Consider the following 18,504-nt stretch of genomic DNA (forward strand, 5'->3'; position numbering starts at 1 on the left):
AAACTAACTTAGAAACGTATTACAAATGAGTAAAGTATTAAAAGAATTTAAGTTGTCAACTTGGTCTATTCATAATAAAATGACCGTTTTTGTGTTGATTGGAATGATTTTTATAGCCGGTATCTTTTCATACCAAAGTATGCCTAGAGAAGCATTTCCTGAGATTGTTGTACCTCAAATATTTATATCAACACCCTATCCTGGAAATTCAGCATTAGATATAGAAAAATTAATCACACGTCCATTAGAGAAAGAAATAAATGGAATTTCTGGTGTTGATGAAATTATTTCAACATCTATTGAGGGCTTTTCTTCAATACAAGTGAAATTTGATTTTAGCATGTCACCAACTGAAGCTTTACGTAAAGTTAAAGACAAAGTTGATGCTGCTAAATCTGATAAAGATTTCCCAACAGATTTGCCAGCTGACCCAACGGTACAAGAAATGAATTTTGCTGAATTAATGCCTATTATGAACATTAATTTATCGGGTGATTTTTCTATGGATGAATTAAAAGAATATGGAGAATATTTAGAAGATGAAATTGAAAAAATTCCTGAAATTTCTAAAGTAGATATTCGCGGTATTCAAGATAAAGAAATGGAAATTAGTGTTGACTTGTACAAAATGGAAGTCTCACTAATTAGCTTTAATGACATCGCTGCAGCTATTCAGAATGAAAATATAACCGTTTCAGGCGGTGATTTATTAGAAGAAGGTATCCGTAGAAATGTACGCATTATTGGAGAATTTAAGTCGGCAAAAGAAATAGCAGACATTATTGTTAAACAAGAACATGGGAACATTGTTTATTTACGTGATATTGCAACTGTAAATTTTAAAGAGCAGGAAAAACAAAGTTATGCTCGTGAGTTTTCACAACCTGTAGTAATGCTAGATGTTACCAAACGTGGTGGGGAAAATTTAATAAATGCTTCCACTCAAATTGATGTGATTATTGCCAAAGCAAAAGAAGATTATTTCCCTTCTAACCTCTACATTTCTAAAACAAATGATATGACCAATGACACCAAAACAATGGTTGCCGATTTGGAAAACAGCATTATTTTAGGAATAATTTTAGTTGTTATAGTATTGCTATTCTTCCTTGGAATTAGAAATGCCTTGTTTGTAGGAATTGCAATTCCACTTTCTATGTTTATTTCATTTATTATTTTGAGTGCTATTGGCGTTACATTAAATATGATGGTCTTATTTTCACTAGTAATTGCCTTAGGAATGCTGGTTGATAATGGTATTGTGGTTGTAGAAAATGTGTATAGATTGTTAGATGAAGGCTACTCTAAAATTGATGCTGCTAAATACGGTGTTGGTGAAGTTGCAATGCCAATTATTACTTCAACGGCCACAACACTGGCTGCATTTTTACCATTAGCATTTTGGCCAGGAATGATGGGGGAATTTATGCGCTATTTACCAATTACGTTAATTATCGTATTAAGTTCTTCATTGTTTGTTGCGTTGTTAATAAACCCAATGTTAACCTCAGTTTTAATGAAAATTAAAGAGGATGAAGTTAATTTTAAAAAGGTTTTATGGTATAGCTCAATCATTTTTTCTATTGGAGTGTTATTTATAATTTTCGGTCTGATTACCGAAACAAAAGGCCTCAATGCCCTTGGACTATTATTAGTTTTAGCAGGTTTATTAAGAGTCATAAATACAAAAATATTAACACCCACAACAGGTTGGTTTCAACAAATATTTTTACCGAGATTAGAGAAATTTTATGAAAAAATATTAAAATATGCCTTGCATGGTAAAAGACCTAGAAACTTCTTTTTAGGAACTTTTGGGTTATTATTTTTATCATTTATGCTATTTGGTGCCTTCCCACCTAAAGTGTTATTTTTCCCAGAAACACCACCAAAACAAGTGTATGTTTATTTAGAATATCCTATTGGAACTGATATTAATGTAACTGATAAACTTTCGTATGAAATTGAAAATAAAATCCAAAATTACATTAAAAAGTATGAAGTAAATGGTGAAAACGTATTAATAACCTCTGTAATTGGACAAGTTGGTGAAGGTACTAGTGATCCAAATAGAGGTCAACCAGGAGGACCGACACCTAACAAAGCTAGAATTACTGTTGACTTTGTAAAATTTATTGAACGTAATGGCATTAATACTGAAGATGTTTTAATTGAAATTAGAAACTTACTACAAGATTATCCAGGTGTAAATATAACTGTTGACAGACCTTCGGATGGGCCTCCAACTGGTGCGCCAATTAATATTGAAGTTTCGGGTGAAGATTATGAAGAATTATTAACTACTTCTGAAACAATAAAACAATTTATAAATGAAGCTAATATTTTAGGAATTGAAGATTTAAAATTAGATGTAGAACAAGGAAAACCCGAATTACCTATTATTATTGACCGCCAAAAAGCAAGACGTTTAAATGTTTCTACAGGACAAATTGGTGATGCTTTAAGAACTTCTTTATTTGGAAAAGAAGTTTCCACTTTTAAAGATGGAGAAGATGATTATCCAATTAACATTCGCTTAATGGATAAATATAGGTACAATAAAGATGCACTTATTAATCAGAAAATTACTTTTAGAAATCAAAGCGATGGTAAAATTGTTCAAGTACCCATTTCTGCAATTGCCCACGCTGAAAAATCATCAACTTTTAGTGCCGTTAAACGAAAAGATTTAAAAAGGGTAATTACCATTTTTTCAAATGTCTTGGAGAATTACAATGCTACAGAAGTAAATAATAAAATTAGAAAGTTGCTAGAAGACTATCGGTTACCTAAAAATATTTCAATTTCATTTACTGGAGAACAAGAAAAACAAGCGGAAGAAATGGCCTTTTTGAGTAAAGCATTATTAATTGCAGTTTTTTTAATTTTCTTAATTTTAGTTGGGCAATTTAATTCAGCTTCAATACCTATAATTATATCATTATCCGTTGTACTTAGTTTAATTGGTGTATTGTTAGGGCTTATTGCATTTAGAATGGAGTTTGTAATAATGATGACCATGATTGGTATCATTTCTTTAGCAGGTATTGTAGTTAATAATGCCATTGTATTGATAGATTATACTATTTTAATTATGCAACGTAAGCGATTAGAACAAGGTTTAGAAGAGGGTATTTCAACAAAAGAGCTGATCTATGAAAGTATTATTGAAGGAGGTAAAACTCGTTTAAGACCTGTTTTATTAACTGCTATAACAACTATTTTAGGTTTGTTACCAATGGCAATTGGTATTAATATAAATTTCATGACATTGTTTACAGAATTTAACCCACATTTTTATATTGGCGGTGAAAATGTAGCCTTTTGGGGACCTATGTCTTGGACCATTATTTTTGGATTAACATTTGCAACATTCTTAACATTAATAATTGTTCCAGTAATGTTTTCGTTATTAAACAACTTCAAATTACGATTAAAAAGAAAATAATAATTTTATTTAAAAGCAACTCAATTGAGTTGCTTTTTCTTTTAATTTACATTTATGAAAACCAAAAAATCATATACTGTTGATGAAGCTACTAAAGTTTTAGAACATTTTTGCGCCTATCAGGAAAGATGCCACAAAGAAGTTGAACAGAAACTCTATGATTTAAACATGATTCCTGAAGCTAAAGAGCAAATAATACTTCATTTAATACAACACAATTTTTTAAATGAAGAACGTTTTGCAAAAGCTTACGCTCGTGGTAAATTTTCAATTAAAAAATGGGGAAGAATTAAAATTGTAAGTGAACTTAAATTTAAAAATATTTCTTCATACAATATTAATGCAGCTTTACAAGAAATCAATGAAGAAGATTATTTAAGTACACTTCAAACAATTGCTGAAAAAAAATTAACTTTAATCAAAGAACCTAATTCTTTCAAGAAAAGAAACAAACTTTCTACTTTTCTTATCTCTAAAGGTTTTGAAACAACAATAGTTTACAAAATCACATCGCAACTAATTGAATAGAACACTGATTAAAATCAGTAATTTTAAGTCCAATCATTTGTAACTTTGAGTACATTTTTATCATTTTACAATAATTATCATGAAAAATATACTACTACTTATTGCTATAATATTTTTAACTTTAACTAGTTATTCTCAAGAAAACGAATTAATGAAAATTGAAAAAAAAGGTAATTTACAAGAAGTGACCTTATATTATGAAAATGGTGCTATTATGCAACATGGCTTTTACACTGAAGATGGTAAATTACATGCCTCTTGGGAAAGTTACAATATTGATGGAAGCAGAAAATGTATTGCAACCTATAATTTTGGAGTTAAAGTTGGTATTTGGACTTATTGGAATAACAATAAAATAACCAAAGTTGAATATGATAATAATAAAATTATTAGCATAAAAGAAGTTGATAAAGGAACTTCAATTAAAAAAGATTTTTAAATCCTACTCTTTTAAAAATTTTAAAAAAAGTGAATCCTTTTCTTTATTTATTAATTTCACAGCATCAATATTGTCATTTGGTATTGTTAAAGACAGTACATAATGCTCTATTTTCCATGTGTTTTCACTTTTAGTAATTACACCAGATCCTCTACAAATACCCATATGTGTATCTAAAAGTTCATCAAACCAAGCAATTTTACCTTCAATATAAATATTTCGTTTAATTGCGGTAAAACTCCAAGCTTTTCCTTTGTCAAAATAAGGCTTACTAAAAGTTTTAAAATCATTAATATTCCAATTTTCTGATGCATCTGTACCTATAAAAATACTTTTATTAGACATTGCCTTAAAATAAGTTTCAAAGTTTGCTTCAGCTGCACTTTTGTGCCAATTATCTAACATTTCATTAATTGCTTGTTTTTCAGTTCTTACATCAACTTTGTCAACTATTTCTACTTTAGATTCGCAACTTAAAAATACGATTGCACTTACTACAAAATAAATAACTTTCTTCATTGTTTAGCTTTTTTTAACAAATGTTACTGGCTTAACCAATTTATTTTTTCTTGGCTCAATTATTTTTTTAGGTCTTTTCTCTCTAACCTTTTTAAATTTTTTTGACTTACTCTTTTTAAGAGTATTTGTATTATATAAATTATTTTTTTTATAGACTTTGGGTTCTTCTGCTATTTCTAATGGATTTTCGGTGTCGACCTCAAGAGAATTTTGAAGTTCAATAGCCTTGTAAATTGTATTTATTTTAGAATTCATTGCTGAATAAACTTCAACAATTTTTTCAACTTCTTCTTTTACTTCTTCATTTGTAATTGATGAAATAGTAGCCATATCAGCTAATCTCAAAGCTTCATTATATAGTACATTTATACGCGCAGTAATATTAAGTTGCTTTAATAAATCAACTCTAACTGAATCTTTCATTATTTGTACAAGCTCTGATAATTCTTTTGCATTATCAAGCGCCTCTGTAGTAGAAATATTATAATATTTTAGTATAAATTCATCTACATTTTTATACTCTTTCCATACTGCTACTTCTTTTTTAGCTACAGGAATTAAAGTTTCACTAATAGTATTAACAATACGACTTGAATTTGTTTTTAATGTATCTGAAATTTCTGAAACTTCTTGTACATTTTTAACTCTATTACAAGAATAATTTAAAAATAAAATGAATAATAAAAAACTAAATATCTGCTTCATAATAAAATTTTATAAGGTCAAAAATACTAATTATTACACTATTTAATTAAAAAATTATCATTTTCATAAAAAACTATTCTACGCCTATTGAAAAAATATTTTAAGTATCTTTGAAATTACAACAAAAGTATATAAAGCTTTATGAATAAAAGCATCTTAATTATAGGAGCCTGTGGTCAAATAGGAACAGAATTGACCCTTAAATTACGTAAAATTAACGGAGGAAATGCTGTTATTGCTTCAGACATCCATGAAGGAAATGATGAATTAATGAATTCTGGTCCCTTTGAATTTATTAATGCTATGGATTTTGAAAGAATTTTAACTATTGTACACAAATATCGAATTAATGAGATTTATTTAATGGCTGCAATGCTATCTGCAACAGGAGAAAAATTTCCAGAAAAAGCATGGGATTTAAATATGAGCTCACTTTTTAATGTACTAAATTTAGCAAAATCTGGACTAATAAAAAAAGTTTTCTGGCCAAGTTCTATTGCAGTTTTTGGACCAACAACGCCTAAAGAAAATACACCGCAAGAAACTGTAATGGAACCATCAACTGTTTATGGAATTAGTAAGCAAACAGGAGAACGTTGGTGTGAGTATTATTTTAATAAATTTGGTGTTGATGTTCGAAGTATTCGCTATCCTGGCATTATAAGTTGGAAAGCAAACCCTGGAGGTGGAACTACGGATTATGCCATTGAAATTTATCACAAAGCATTACAAAATGGAAACTATAAATCTTTTTTAAGTAAAGACACTAAATTACCAATGTTGTATATTGATGACGCCATAGAAGCTACTATAAAAATTATGGATGCAGCACCTGAATCTATCAAAATACGTTCATCGTATAACTTAGCAGGAATGAGTTTTACGCCTGATGAAGTTGCGGAAGAAATTAAACAATCAATTCCTGAGTTTACCATTTCCTATCAACCAGATTTTAGACAAAAAATTGCCGATAGCTGGCCAAAAAGTATTGACGATTTTAAAGCAAGAGAAGATTGGGATTGGAAACACAACATTAATTTAGAAAAAATGACTAAAATTATGTTAGAAAATTTGAGTTTAAAATATCAAGAATTATAACAAATTTTACTAAAGGAAAATAGGCTTTCTAGAAAGTATTTAAAGTTGTCATTCTGAACTTGATTCAGAATCTCACTATACAGATAATAAATCATTATGAGAACCTGAAATAAATTCAGGTTGACGAAAATTTTATATTATTAAAAATCTTTCTTCCTTAATTTTAAATTCATCCTAAAAACTGGGATTAATACCCATAACCCTAAAATTAACATTGAAATTATCATCCCATAATTTGTCCCAAAAAAGCTTCTAAAAACAGCTCCGGTATACCCTAAAAGTGCTGAAATATCTAATTTTAATAAAATTAAAATACGAGACAAATCAATTGGATTAAACATAGTGGCAACTAAAGAGAATGAGTCTAAAGGGTATTCGTCAAACATTAACAATGAAATTAAAAAAATACCATCGTAAATTACTGCCAAAAATAACCACATTAAAATAGCATACCCAAATCCTTTAATTTTGTTATCCGTTGACAACGCAATGTTATAAGACAATCCAACGAAAATAAAATTTAAAAAAGCTCCTACAAATAGTAATAAACTAAAATCAAAAATAGCTGTACTTTTAAACAACCCATAAATTACAAAGGGGATTCCTAAACCTAGTACCAAACTTAGAGTCAAGGATAAAGAAACTCCAACATATTGCCCCATAAAAATGGTTTTTCGTTTTATGGGTTGAGCCAATAGTAGTTCGGTGAATTCTTTCGAGTTATAATAATACATCACACCAAAAATAGTTCCAATTAAAGGCGTTAAAACAATTATAATATTCATTAAAGTAATAATTGCTTTATTTAAATCGTGATTTAAAAATAACAACACAAAACCTAAAGACAAATAAAATGCAAAATATACATAACTCCAACGGCTACGCATTAAATCGTAAAAACTATATTTTAGTATTTTAAGCATATTGTTTCGAAATTAAATTTGCAATAGCAAGTTCCAAATTATTATTATTTGTCTGTTCTTTAAGAGCTACTACACTTCCTTTAAAATATATTTTACCATCTAATAAAAATACAATTTCATCAGCCATTTCATCTACAAAACTCATTATATGAGTAGTAATTAAAATGGTTTTACCTTTATTTTTCTCTTTTGAAATTAATTCCTTTAAATGAATTAATGCGATAGGATCTAGTCCAGTTGTTGGTTCATCCAAAATTATTAATTCGCTATCAAACATAAAGGTTAACACTAAATTTACTTTTTGCTTAGTTCCACCCGAAAGGGTTCCTAATTTTTTTTGTAAAAATGGTTCTAAACCAAATAATTCAATAAGATATTGCTCATTTGACTCTTTTGGTCTTAAATTTTTTATCATTTTTATCAATTCAATTACTGATAAATTAGGTGGAAAATTAGCTATTTGTGGTAAATAGTTTAGATAATTTCTATATTCCCACTTTTTAAATACACTTTCCCCTTTAAATAAAATATCACCCTTATTGGGAATTACCATTCCAAGTAACGATTTAATTAGCGTTGTTTTTCCAGATCCGTTTGGTCCCAAAATTGCAAAAATGCCACCTTTTTTAATGGCTAAGTCAAGACCGTCTAACACAATTAATTTTCCGAATTTTTTGTGCAAATTTTTAAATTCAATCATCTATCATTTTCATTAAAGGTTTTTTATCAATCAAATTATCTGGTGTGAAAACTGGTGAGACTTTTTCAGAAAAATTGATCATATCAACAAATAAACTTCTTAATAAAACCAGAGCTTCCGGAGTTCTATTTACAATATATGAAAATAGTTTTACAGGACGATAAGGAACATCTCCAATTCCATCTTTATTTAAATCATAACCTGTATAATCACTCCAATAATTTTTTTCAAAACGATTATTATTTAATTTACTATTATAGGATAAATCAAAGGCATTGTACAGAAAGCTATTCTCCTCAAAAATATTTTTATAACAACCTCCACTAAATTTTAATGCCCATCCATTTCTAATAAACTTATTTTTGGTATAATCAACTCTAGAACAATTTTCCACATTAATACCAATGGTGTTTTGTTCAAAAGTATTATTTTCAATTTGAGCATCATAAATTTCTTTTAACAGTAATCCGTAGGATGCCATTCCCCAATTATAGTGAAATATATTATCACGCATAATAATATATTTTGAAAACATTACGGCTACACCTGCTCCGTTATTTTTAAATTCGTTTTTAAAATAGGTATTATTATTTGAAAACATAAAATGCAATCCATAACGAATGTTATTCTCACTAACATTATTAGAAATAGTACTGTTTTTTACAAATTCAAAATAAATACCATCTCGTAGACCAGAAACTTTATTGTTTTCAATTTTCATATGTGAACAATGCCACATATGAACTCCATTTCCAGAATTGGCTTCATTTTCAGCATGGCTTGTAACGTTGTTATTTAAAATAGTACCATAATGCGATTTTTCAATTAAAAAACCAAAAAATACATTTTTTAATATATTATTTTTTAATACAAAGTGCTTACTACGAGAAATTAAAATTGCTGCAAAATCATGTGTATAACTTTGGCCAACATTTGTTAAAGTTAATCCTTCAATAGAAAAATTATTTGCAGTAACCTTAATTATTGTTTCTTTAAATTCTCCATCAATTACAGGGTTACCCTCTCCTATTAAGTGAATGGATTTATTGATAATTAAAATACTTTGTTCTTTATAAATTCCTTTTTTAATAAGAATAGAATCTCCATCCTTAGAAATTGAGATAGCTTCCTTAATTGTTTTTATTTTGCAAGATTTGCAAACAGTAATTGTAGAAGCTTGAATTTGAAAAGAAAACAAAACAAAGATTAAAACTAAATATCTCATAAAATTTAGTTGCTAAATTTTTCTTTTAATTGCTGCCAATTATAAATAGTACCTCCAAATTCAGTTTGCGTTTTTTTGGCATTTTCTAAAGTGCTAAACGCAGATAAGTTGGCTCCCATTGGACTTTTAATTTTTTTTGATATTAAGTAAGTAGCAGAATTGGCATCAATTAATTCTCCTGGTTTTAGATAATTAGCAACCAAAATATATGCTAATTTTTCTTCATTATTTTCTTGATTTATTTTTTGAGTCATACACTCAATAGCATCAAAGGCATAACTTTTACCCTTTTTGGTAACATATTCAGAAGCATGTGTTTTATCAACCACAGTCATTTCACAAAACGCGCAATGGTCTTGTCCATAATTAATTTTTTTTGGTTCCACTTTACAAGAAACAAGGGTGAATAATAACCCTATAAACATATATTTAACGGTAGACATAAGTACTCTTTTTGATTTTTAGTAAATCTACAAAATGTAATTTAAGAAAAAGCCTAGTCCTTTAATTTATTTTTCGAGCGTACATAAATGCAAAAACTACAAGTACAAAAGATAGTCCAATAAAATATACCCCTGTTGAAGGATAAGAATATACTTGAAAATTTAACATTTGTTTAAATCCAAATATAGGTGGTTGATAAGCCATCATTTCACCTGTAACCTTATCTGTTATTTTTAAAATAGCATTTGGATTTAGAACGTGGCCATAAATATACAACCAATTATAAAAATCATACATACCTACAATTCCTGAAATACCCAATAATCCAATCCATGTTGCATATAATTTTCGGTTTCCTATAAACCCGAAAATGATTCCTAAAATAGTTAAAACAACTACAACAATAGGTATTATTACAAATTCCTTAAAAGGCTCAACTTCTCCTTTTTTAACATTAATATCTGTTGGTAAATGAGCCATCCCAATATAATGATTTAATAAATCAATATTGTTTACATCGTTAAATTGATTACCATCAGACAAATGTGTAATATGGATATTTAACCCTAGAGGTTCAGGGTATTGAGGTGCTAACAATGTTATTTTCCATAATGGAAATACAAATAATAGAAGCAATAGTAAACTTCCTATAATCATTAATAATTTATCTTTTCTCATTATATAAATTTTAAAAAACTGGCAGTAAATCAATCAAACACTGCCAGTTTTTATTTTGAATAAAATATATTCAATTATTCTTCTTCTTCGCCTGGTACCTCGTCATCCAAGGTATATTTAATTGGCGTATTTGCTCCTTTAGCAGAAACACGCACATATCCTTGCATTTCTTGATGTAATGCAGAACAGAAATCTGTACAATAGAATGGCCAAACACCAACTTCTTTAGGTTCCCAAACCATAGTAGCTGTTCTACCTGGCATTATTAGTTCTTCTGAAGTATTAGCTCCAATCATTGCAAATCCGTGAGGAACATCATAATCTTGTTCTAAGTTAGTAATATGGAAAAATACTTTATCACCTACTTTTACACCTTCAATATTATCAGGAGAGAAGTGAGAACGAATCATAGTCATATAAATATGCACTTCATTTCCCTTTCTAATTACTTTAGAATCTGCTTCAGTTTTTACAGCATCTGGATGTTTATTATCTTCTAATTTATATATTTTTTTAGATTTATCCATCAACATTTCTGCAGGAATACCAGCAGCATAATGAGGCTCACCAATGGTTGGAAAATCCAACAATAATTCCATTTTATCTCCAGAAATATCAAATAATTGAGCAGATTGACAAACTTCAGGACCCGTTGGTAAATAACGGTCTTTTGTAATTTTGTTCATCGCAATCATATATTTATCAAATGGTTTTCTAGAGTTTCCTCCTGGAATCATTAAGTGACCTACTGAATAATAAACTGGATGTCTGTCAATTACTTTTAAATCTTTCACATTCCATTTTACAACTTCAGAAGAAATAAAGAATGTAGTATAAGCATTTCCTCTAGTATCAAATTCGGTATGTAATGGACCTAAACCTGGTTGCACTAAAGTACCATAATTAACAGCTTCAAATTTTAAAATTGGAATACCATATTTATCTCCATCAAAAGCTTTATCTTCAATAGCTTTTAACATTTTTGTAAAAGAGTGAACAGTCATTGCAGCTGCCAATTTCCCATTACCAATAATATATTCACCTGTTGGATCTACATCACACCCATGTGGAGATTTTGGTGTTGGTAAAAAATAGATTGCTCCAGGAACATCTTCTGGATTCACAACAAGCACTTCTTTTTCCATAGTTGAAGTTGCTGTATGTGTATCGTCATCCCAAATATTATGTGCATATTTTACTTTTTCTTTATGTCCCTTACCTTGTTTAACATATTCTTCTATTTTTTTCCAATTTACAGCAGCAATAAAATCTTTATCATTTTGAGAAGCATTTACTTCTAACAAACTATGTGCTTCTTCACTATTATACATAGAGAAAAAGAACCAGCCATGTGATTTTCCACGACCCGGATGCGATAAATCATAATCAAAACCAGGCATTCTAATTTGGAATGCAATACTCATTTCACCATCTTCTGGATCAATTTTTATAAAAGATAAAGATGCTTTAAAATTTCCTTTATAATCACTAATTGAAATATCTCTTTGAGGAATTGGAATTCCAAAGCGAGTACCAGCCACTACATATTCAGAATTTTCCGTAACAAATGAAGAACTATGATTTCCTGCTGAATTAGGGATTTCAATAATTTCTACAGTTTCAAAAGTTTCTAAACTAATACGAGCAATACGTGGTGTATTATTTTCATTGATAAACACCCAACGACCATCTAAAACACCATCAGTTTGAGAAATATCTGGATGGTGAGAATCTCCCCAAGGCACAAACCCATGAGAAGTGTTTAACATTGGTTTAGTTTCTTCATTATAACCATATCCTTTTTCAGGATCTTGAGAAAAAACAGGTATTACTCTAAATAATCTTCCTGAAGGTAATCCGTAAACTGCTAATTGCCCACTAAATCCTCCTGAAATAAACGCATAATAATCATCGTACTCACCTGGAGCTACGTATACTTTTTCTGCTGCGTTACTCGTTAAAGCTCCTTTAGAACTTTTTGAGCTTGTTGGTGCTGGATTACAGCTAACCAAAAAAACAGCTACCGTTAAAAATGCAAAAATTGATTTCATAAATAGTTAAATTTGATTGTTGTTATTATTTCTTCTTTTTAATTTTTGGTTCTAAAATATTCTAATACAGCTCTGGCTTCTTCTTCGGTTAAATGTTGATTTGCCATTGGTGCGCTAAATTCAGCTAATAATTCTTTAGCAGTTTCATTTTCTACAATCATTTTTTCAGGATTCAATATCATATTCATAATCCATTCTGGAGATTGTCTTTGTGTAACTCCTTTTAATGCAGGACCTATGTAACGTTTTTTTATTTTATGGCAAGCTGTACATTTTGCTTTAAAAATTTCATGACCTTTGGCTGCCAAGGTTGCATCTATTTCACTTAGTATTATACTTTTTACCGGCCCAACACCTTTGTCATCCATAGGATTTGAGCTTTTTACTTCTTTAGCTATTTCTTTTACTGGAGCTGCTTTAGCTTTGCTTTCTTTTTTATCATTTCCTCCACAACTGGCAACTACTGCCAACACTAATGCAACTAGAATAAGTTTTAATTTCATTTTTTTAGTTTGTTTATTTCTATTTAATTATTCGGCAGGAACTAACACATCTCCAACAACGTGAATCCAACCATTACTTACTTTTACTGATTTTAAAATTTTTGTCCCTCCAACATAAATACCATCTTCTTTATTTTCTACAACTAAATATTTACCTGAAGCCATGTATAATTTTCTGCCTTTTTTAGCTTCTTTTTTTAATTGTTTAATTGGGTAATTAGCAGGAGCAACATGATTTATAAGAATAAATTTTAATTTATCTTTGTTTTCTGGTTTTAATAAAGTTTCAACAGTTCCTTCAGGAAGTTTATCAAAAGCACTATTTACTGGTGCAAAAACTGTTAAAGGACCTGCATTAACCAATGCATCTTCTACTCCTGCAGCCTCAACAGCTACTACTAATGTTTTAAAATCAGGTAATGACATTGCAACTTGCAATACATTCGCTGCAGACACATCATCCTTTACAGCAGATTGTCCTTTACCAACAACTTCTTTAGTTGCTGTTTTCACTACTTCTTTTTTCTTTTCATTGGTGTTACAGCTTGTAAACATAACAAGTATAACTGCAATAAACGAAATGGTTAAAATTGATTTTTTCATATTTTTGAAATTAACGTTAATACTTAATGTGACAAAAGTAACTTTACCATTTGTTTTTTAAGATGACAAATATCATATATTAGTATTAAAAGATAAATTTATCTTTTAATAACGTAACATTAGTTACATTTACCCTACTATCTAATCATAAATTTGCACTGATATCTGATGTAAGCAATGTGTTTTTACTTCGTCAAAATATTGACATAAAATTAAATAAAAAAAATGAATAATACCCTAATATCAAATAGTCTAATAAAAGGTTTTTCATACCAAGACTATAGAAGTCTAATAAAAGAACTTTTAATTCAAGGAAAATCTACAGGAGTAACACAAACTGATGACTTTTTAGGATATAGTAAATTGAATGACAAAAGAATGGATCGACTAGATAAAACCTTAAAACTATCAAACGAAACTCAAATAGCTATCCATAATTTAAAAAAAAATTATACGTTTTTAGTAATTGCAGAAGGTTGGTGTGGAGATGCAGCTCAAATTGTTCCAATTTTAAATAAAATTGCTGAAGCTTCCTCTAAAATTGACTTAAAAATTGTATTAAGAGATAAAAATGAGAAATTAATGGATCAATTTTTAACAAATGGAAGTAAATCAATTCCAAAAATTATAATTGTTGACTCCAATAATAATGTAATAAATTCTTGGGGACCAAGACCATCAGTGGCCACTAAAATGGTTCAAGATTATAAGGAAATAAATGGTGCTTTAGATGCTGATTTTAAGAAAAATTTACAAATTTGGTACAACAAGGACAAAGGGAAAAATACACAAGATGACTTAGTAAAATTACTAAAAGCTTCATAAGCTAAGTCCAAATTAATTTAAATACCTTTGAGCCCTAAATAAACCAAATGATTATAGATTTTAATAAAGTTCCTAAGCAAGGTAAAATATGGGTATTTCCTTCAAGTAGAAAATTTTACCCACAAGAAATTGCGGGGCTTAAAGAAAGAATTGAAGGGTTTTTAACTGATTGGGACAATCAAGAACTTGCTATAAACAGTGGTTATTTATTAAAATATGATCGCTTTATAATTATTGGTGCTGATGATACTTCACAAAGTTTAAGCTTACAAACACACGATTTACTAATTACGTTTATTCAAGAACTAGAAAAAGTTTTTGATATTATTTTAATGGATAAAATAAATGTATGTTACAAACAGGGTGAATTTGTCCAATATAAAGATTTAAAAGATTTTAAAAAGATGATGAAAGCCAAAGGTGTTTCTCAAAAAACCATCGTTTTTAATAATATGATTAATCTTAAAGAAGAATTAGATTATGATTGGGAAATTAATATTATGGATAGTTGGCTAGGACGATTTTTAAAATAACATTCCAAAACCTAAAGAAAGACTGTTTAATTTTCCTTTATCAAATTCTGTAAAATCTTTTTGATGAAAGTCTAAATTTAAAATAAATGTATTTGATTTTTCAGTAGCAATATGATAACCTATACCAACTTTAAAATAATTTCCTTTTTCAAAAGCCTCAGAAATTTTTAACAATTTACCAACACCTCCACTTATATAAAATTTATCGTCATCAACTTCTGAAATTGCTATTTTAGTATCTAAGTAATACGGTATTGCTAGTACATCTAAATCTGGATGCCAATCTAAACCCAAATTGATTCCAACTGAAATTAATCTACTTAATTCAACTTCTAAACCGTTTCTAATTAAAAAAGACTTATACGCGAAAAAAGACCAATCTGTTTCTTGCAAATATTCATCATATTCACCAAAGTTTTCATTGTGAGTAAATGTAAAATTTACAGTAAAATTATAATTAACTTCTCTTTGTGAATAACTTAAAAAACTAGTTAAAAAAAAGGCAATAAAGAAAATTTTTTTCATAAAAATTTACAACTTATAAATTGGCTATAAACTCATCAATTTTCATACCATCTTCAACTTCAAAATCACCAATTTTAGTTCTTCGTAATTTAGACAAATGCCCTCCAGAGTTTAAAGCCACTCCAAAATCGTATGCTAATGAGCGAATATAAGTTCCTTTACTACACACAACTCTAAACTGTATTTTCGGTAAGTTTATCTTCGTTATTTCAAATTTTTTAATTGTAATTTTTCGAGGTTCAATTTTAGTAGTTTTCCCTTCTCTAGCTAATTCATACAAACGTTTTCCATCTTTTTTTAATGCTGAAAAAATTGGAGGTTTCTGATTGATCTCACCAATAAATTGTTTGGTTGTACTGTATATTAAATCCTGTGTAATATGTTCGATAGAAAAAGTCTCATTTATTTCAGTTTCTAAATCGTAACTTGGTGTTGTTGCTCCCAACGTAATTTCCCCTATATATTCTTTTTCCTGACCCTGATATTCGTGTATTTTTTTTGTAAATTTCCCTGTACAAATAATTAATAAACCGGTTGCTAAAGGATCTAAAGTACCTGCGTGACCAACTTTAATTTTTTTAATCCCAAATTTTTGACGTATGTGCCAACGTAATTTATTTACTACTTGAAAAGAGGTCCATTTTAATGGTTTATCAATGAGTAAAACTTGTCCGTTTTTAAAATCTTCTTCAGTTTTCATTAAATTACAGTTAAGGAGTAAATAAAAAAGTGAATTATTAAGATACTAATTCCAAGTAAAATTCGATAATAACCAAAAATTTTAAAACCACTTTTTGATAAATAATCTATAAAAGATTTTATAGCAAACATGGCAACTATAAAAGCAATTACATTTCCTAGCAATAAGAAATTAATTTGTTCAGACGACAAATGAAATCCTTCCTGATAATAGTCAAATAATTTTTTAGCAGTTGCACCTAACATTGTTGGCACCGCCAAAAAAAATGAAAATTCCGCCGCCGTTTTCCGATTCAATTTTTGAGTCATTCCACCAACAATAGTAGCACCACTTCTTGAAGTTCCAGGAATCATAGAGAAACATTGAAAAAGTCCTATTTTAAAAGCAGCTACAAAACTAATAGTTGCTGTTGACTCATCTTCAATAGCACTCAGTTTTTTATTGGTTTGAAACCAATCATCAACCTTTACCAAAATAACCCCACCTATAATCAATGATAAAGCTACAACCAAAGGGCTTTCTAATAATTCATCAATAAAATCATTTAATAGTAATCCAAAAAAAACTGCTGGGATAAAAGCCACCAATAATTTTAAATAAAAATCAAAGCTTTGAAAAAATCGTTTCAAATACAAAACAACCACTGCTAAAATGGCGCCCAATTGAATAACAATAGTAAATAATTTTGTAAAACTATCTCCCGCAATATGTAAAAAAGAGGATGCAATAATTAAATGTCCCGTTGAAGATACTGGTAAATATTCTGTAATTCCTTCTATAATGGCAAGCAGAATTACCTCAATATAATTCATAGTTATTTTTTAGATTTTGCTAAAATTGCATAAATCTCAATTGCTAAACCAATAAGAACTAATGTTGGTGCTAAACGAATTCTCCTAAAATTATAAATATCTTCATTAAAAATTTCTGGATTATCACTTCCGCCGCCTGCCATTAATATAAACCCTAAAACCACAAAAGCCAAGCCAATTAGCATGAATGTATAATTCTTTTTTCCAAAAAGGAATTCACTTTTATTATCTTGTTTTTTCTTTTTCATACTATTAATAATAAAGTTCGTCAGTTCGTAAATTTAAAAAGCGTTGTGTAGCAAAAAACGTACTAATCCAAGTAATTAGTATACCCAATCCAATAATAGCAGCAAATAATATACCCGTTAATTTATAATTAGCTAACATTTCTAATTCAGGAATTGTTGCATCAACATACATTATAAATGCTATTAAACCCGTAATAGCAACTAGAGCACCAAGTATACCTAACTGCATACTTTTCCAAATAAAAGGCACTCTTATAAAGCTTTTTGTAGCTCCAACCATTTGCATTGTTTTTATAGTAAATCGTTTTGAATATACAGAAAGGCGTATGGAACTATTTATTAAAACTACAGCAATTAAAGTAAAAACACTGCAAAAAAGTAACATCCAAAAACTTAATCTATTTATGTTTTTTGTGAGCAGTTCTATTAAAGGTTTATCGTACGTAACTTCAGCAACAATACTTCTTATACGTAAGTTTTTCTCAATTTTAGCCATTTTATCTGGCGTTACAAATTCCGATTTTAACGAAATATCTATCGCATTTTTCAGGGGATTATCTCCTAAAAACGCAACAAAATCTTCGCCAATTTCTTTAGTATATTTTTTTGCTGCTTCTTTTTTAGAAATATAAGTAACAGACTTTGTGTATTTGGCTTTTTTTAATTCGGCTTGCAAAATTTCAACATCACTATTTTTAGCATTGTCTTTTAAAAAAATGGTGATGGTAACTTTTTCTTTAAAATGTTCAGAAATACTATTAGTTTTAATCACAATTAACCCTAAAACACCAACTAAAAACAACACTAAAGCAATACTAATTATAACCGAAAAGTACGATGATCGCAATCTTCTTTTTTGATATTTTTCAAAAGATGTATTCAACAGTAATTTTTATTAAGAGTGTGCAATATACAAATTGTTGTTAAATGGTTTAACTGTTTAATTGTTAAATAAAATAATTGTTTTTTAGGGCGTTACCCTATGGGTCGGGCTTTC

At 28.8% G+C, this 18,504-nt stretch carries 21 protein-coding genes; 6 read left to right on the forward strand and 15 right to left on the reverse strand.

Annotation, left to right across the window (positions count from 1 at the left end; translation table 11 throughout):
* The first annotated feature begins 25 nt into the window (after positions 1-25).
* The 3 genes from QM495_RS05675 (at position 26) to QM495_RS05685 (ending at position 4,415) form a co-directional block, all read left to right on the forward strand.
* Complete coding sequence (locus tag QM495_RS05675; protein ID WP_408671143.1) at positions 26-3,448, forward strand: efflux RND transporter permease subunit; 3,423 nt, start codon at positions 26-28, stop codon at positions 3,446-3,448.
* A gap of 54 nt (positions 3,449-3,502) precedes the next feature.
* Positions 3,503-3,976: a regulatory protein RecX gene (locus QM495_RS05680; protein ID WP_408671144.1), complete on the forward strand. Its 474-nt coding sequence runs from the start codon at positions 3,503-3,505 to the stop codon at positions 3,974-3,976.
* Between the two features lie 79 nt (positions 3,977-4,055).
* Entirely contained in the window at positions 4,056-4,415 is a 360-nt protein-coding gene (locus tag QM495_RS05685) for a hypothetical protein (RefSeq protein ID WP_408671145.1), read from the forward strand.
* A 3-nt stretch (positions 4,416-4,418) separates the two neighbouring features.
* Here the strand turns inward: QM495_RS05685 and QM495_RS05690 are convergent, their stop codons facing one another.
* Positions 4,419-4,934, reverse strand: coding sequence for a nuclear transport factor 2 family protein (locus QM495_RS05690; protein ID WP_408671146.1), 516 nt, complete (start codon positions 4,932-4,934; stop codon positions 4,419-4,421).
* A 3-nt stretch (positions 4,935-4,937) separates the two neighbouring features.
* A complete protein-coding gene (locus tag QM495_RS05695) occupies positions 4,938-5,639 on the reverse strand; it encodes a hypothetical protein (protein ID WP_408671147.1) in 702 nt (233 codons plus the stop codon).
* Positions 5,640-5,780: 141 nt separating this feature from the next.
* Between QM495_RS05695 and QM495_RS05700 the strand changes: the two genes are divergently transcribed.
* Positions 5,781-6,737 (forward strand): NAD-dependent epimerase/dehydratase family protein, encoded by a 957-nt coding sequence (locus QM495_RS05700; protein WP_408671148.1) that lies wholly within the window; start codon positions 5,781-5,783, stop codon positions 6,735-6,737.
* A gap of 140 nt (positions 6,738-6,877) precedes the next feature.
* Here QM495_RS05700 and QM495_RS05705 read toward each other — a convergent pair whose 3' ends face one another.
* The 8 genes from QM495_RS05705 to QM495_RS05740 form a co-directional block, all read right to left on the reverse strand.
* Entirely contained in the window at positions 6,878-7,660 is a 783-nt protein-coding gene (locus QM495_RS05705) for an ABC transporter permease (RefSeq protein ID WP_408671149.1), read from the reverse strand.
* A complete protein-coding gene (locus tag QM495_RS05710; RefSeq protein ID WP_408671150.1) occupies positions 7,653-8,360 on the reverse strand; it encodes an ABC transporter ATP-binding protein in 708 nt (235 codons plus the stop codon). The genes QM495_RS05705 and QM495_RS05710 overlap by 8 nt, the downstream gene beginning before the upstream one ends.
* Positions 8,353-9,585, reverse strand: coding sequence for a nitrous oxide reductase family maturation protein NosD (locus QM495_RS05715; RefSeq protein ID WP_408671151.1), 1,233 nt, complete (start codon positions 9,583-9,585; stop codon positions 8,353-8,355). The genes QM495_RS05710 and QM495_RS05715 overlap by 8 nt, the downstream gene beginning before the upstream one ends.
* 5 nt (positions 9,586-9,590) lie before the next feature.
* Positions 9,591-10,028, reverse strand: a complete 438-nt coding sequence (locus tag QM495_RS05720) for a nitrous oxide reductase accessory protein NosL (protein WP_408671152.1) — start codon at positions 10,026-10,028, stop codon at positions 9,591-9,593.
* A 61-nt stretch (positions 10,029-10,089) separates the two neighbouring features.
* Positions 10,090-10,707, reverse strand: a complete 618-nt coding sequence (locus QM495_RS05725; RefSeq protein WP_408671153.1) for a hypothetical protein — start codon at positions 10,705-10,707, stop codon at positions 10,090-10,092.
* Between the two features lie 74 nt (positions 10,708-10,781).
* The gene (gene nosZ, locus QM495_RS05730) at positions 10,782-12,758 is read right to left on the reverse strand and encodes a Sec-dependent nitrous-oxide reductase (protein ID WP_408671154.1); all 1,977 of its coding nucleotides are present in this window, start codon (positions 12,756-12,758) and stop codon (positions 10,782-10,784) included.
* Between the two features lie 38 nt (positions 12,759-12,796).
* The gene (locus tag QM495_RS05735; RefSeq protein ID WP_408671155.1) at positions 12,797-13,261 is read right to left on the reverse strand and encodes a c-type cytochrome; all 465 of its coding nucleotides are present in this window, start codon (positions 13,259-13,261) and stop codon (positions 12,797-12,799) included.
* Between the two features lie 27 nt (positions 13,262-13,288).
* Positions 13,289-13,864, reverse strand: a complete 576-nt coding sequence (locus QM495_RS05740) for a fasciclin domain-containing protein (protein ID WP_408671156.1) — start codon at positions 13,862-13,864, stop codon at positions 13,289-13,291.
* A 225-nt stretch (positions 13,865-14,089) separates the two neighbouring features.
* On the opposite strand from QM495_RS05740, the gene QM495_RS05745 reads away from it, so the two are divergent.
* Together QM495_RS05745 and QM495_RS05750 are read left to right on the forward strand one after the other, a co-directional pair.
* On the forward strand, positions 14,090-14,689 hold the full coding sequence (locus tag QM495_RS05745; RefSeq protein ID WP_408671157.1) for a thioredoxin family protein: 600 nt from the start codon (positions 14,090-14,092) through the stop codon (positions 14,687-14,689).
* Positions 14,690-14,736: 47 nt separating this feature from the next.
* Complete coding sequence (locus QM495_RS05750; RefSeq protein ID WP_408671158.1) at positions 14,737-15,222, forward strand: ABC transporter ATPase; 486 nt, start codon at positions 14,737-14,739, stop codon at positions 15,220-15,222.
* Here the strand turns inward: QM495_RS05750 and QM495_RS05755 are convergent.
* The 5 genes from QM495_RS05755 to QM495_RS05775 are packed head-to-tail and all read right to left on the reverse strand — an operon-like array spanning position 15,214 to position 18,390.
* Positions 15,214-15,747, reverse strand: a complete 534-nt coding sequence (locus QM495_RS05755) for a hypothetical protein (protein WP_408671159.1) — start codon at positions 15,745-15,747, stop codon at positions 15,214-15,216. The genes QM495_RS05750 and QM495_RS05755 overlap by 9 nt on opposite strands.
* A 13-nt stretch (positions 15,748-15,760) precedes the next feature.
* The gene (gene truB / locus QM495_RS05760) at positions 15,761-16,447 is read right to left on the reverse strand and encodes a tRNA pseudouridine(55) synthase TruB (protein ID WP_408671160.1); all 687 of its coding nucleotides are present in this window, start codon (positions 16,445-16,447) and stop codon (positions 15,761-15,763) included.
* Positions 16,447-17,259 (reverse strand): undecaprenyl-diphosphate phosphatase, encoded by an 813-nt coding sequence (locus QM495_RS05765; RefSeq protein ID WP_408671161.1) that lies wholly within the window; start codon positions 17,257-17,259, stop codon positions 16,447-16,449. Before QM495_RS05765 ends, truB begins: the two co-directional genes overlap by 1 nt.
* 2 nt (positions 17,260-17,261) lie before the next feature.
* Entirely contained in the window at positions 17,262-17,507 is a 246-nt protein-coding gene (locus QM495_RS05770; protein ID WP_408671162.1) for a DUF3098 domain-containing protein, read from the reverse strand.
* Between the two features lie 4 nt (positions 17,508-17,511).
* Positions 17,512-18,390 carry a cell division protein FtsX gene (locus QM495_RS05775; protein WP_408671163.1) on the reverse strand — a complete coding sequence of 293 codons (879 nt, stop codon included), beginning with the start codon at positions 18,388-18,390 and terminating at the stop codon, positions 17,512-17,514.
* Positions 18,391-18,504: the final 114 nt, after the last annotated feature.

Source organism: Lutibacter sp. (assembly GCF_046055765.1).
GTDB lineage: Bacteria > Bacteroidota > Bacteroidia > Flavobacteriales > Flavobacteriaceae > Lutibacter.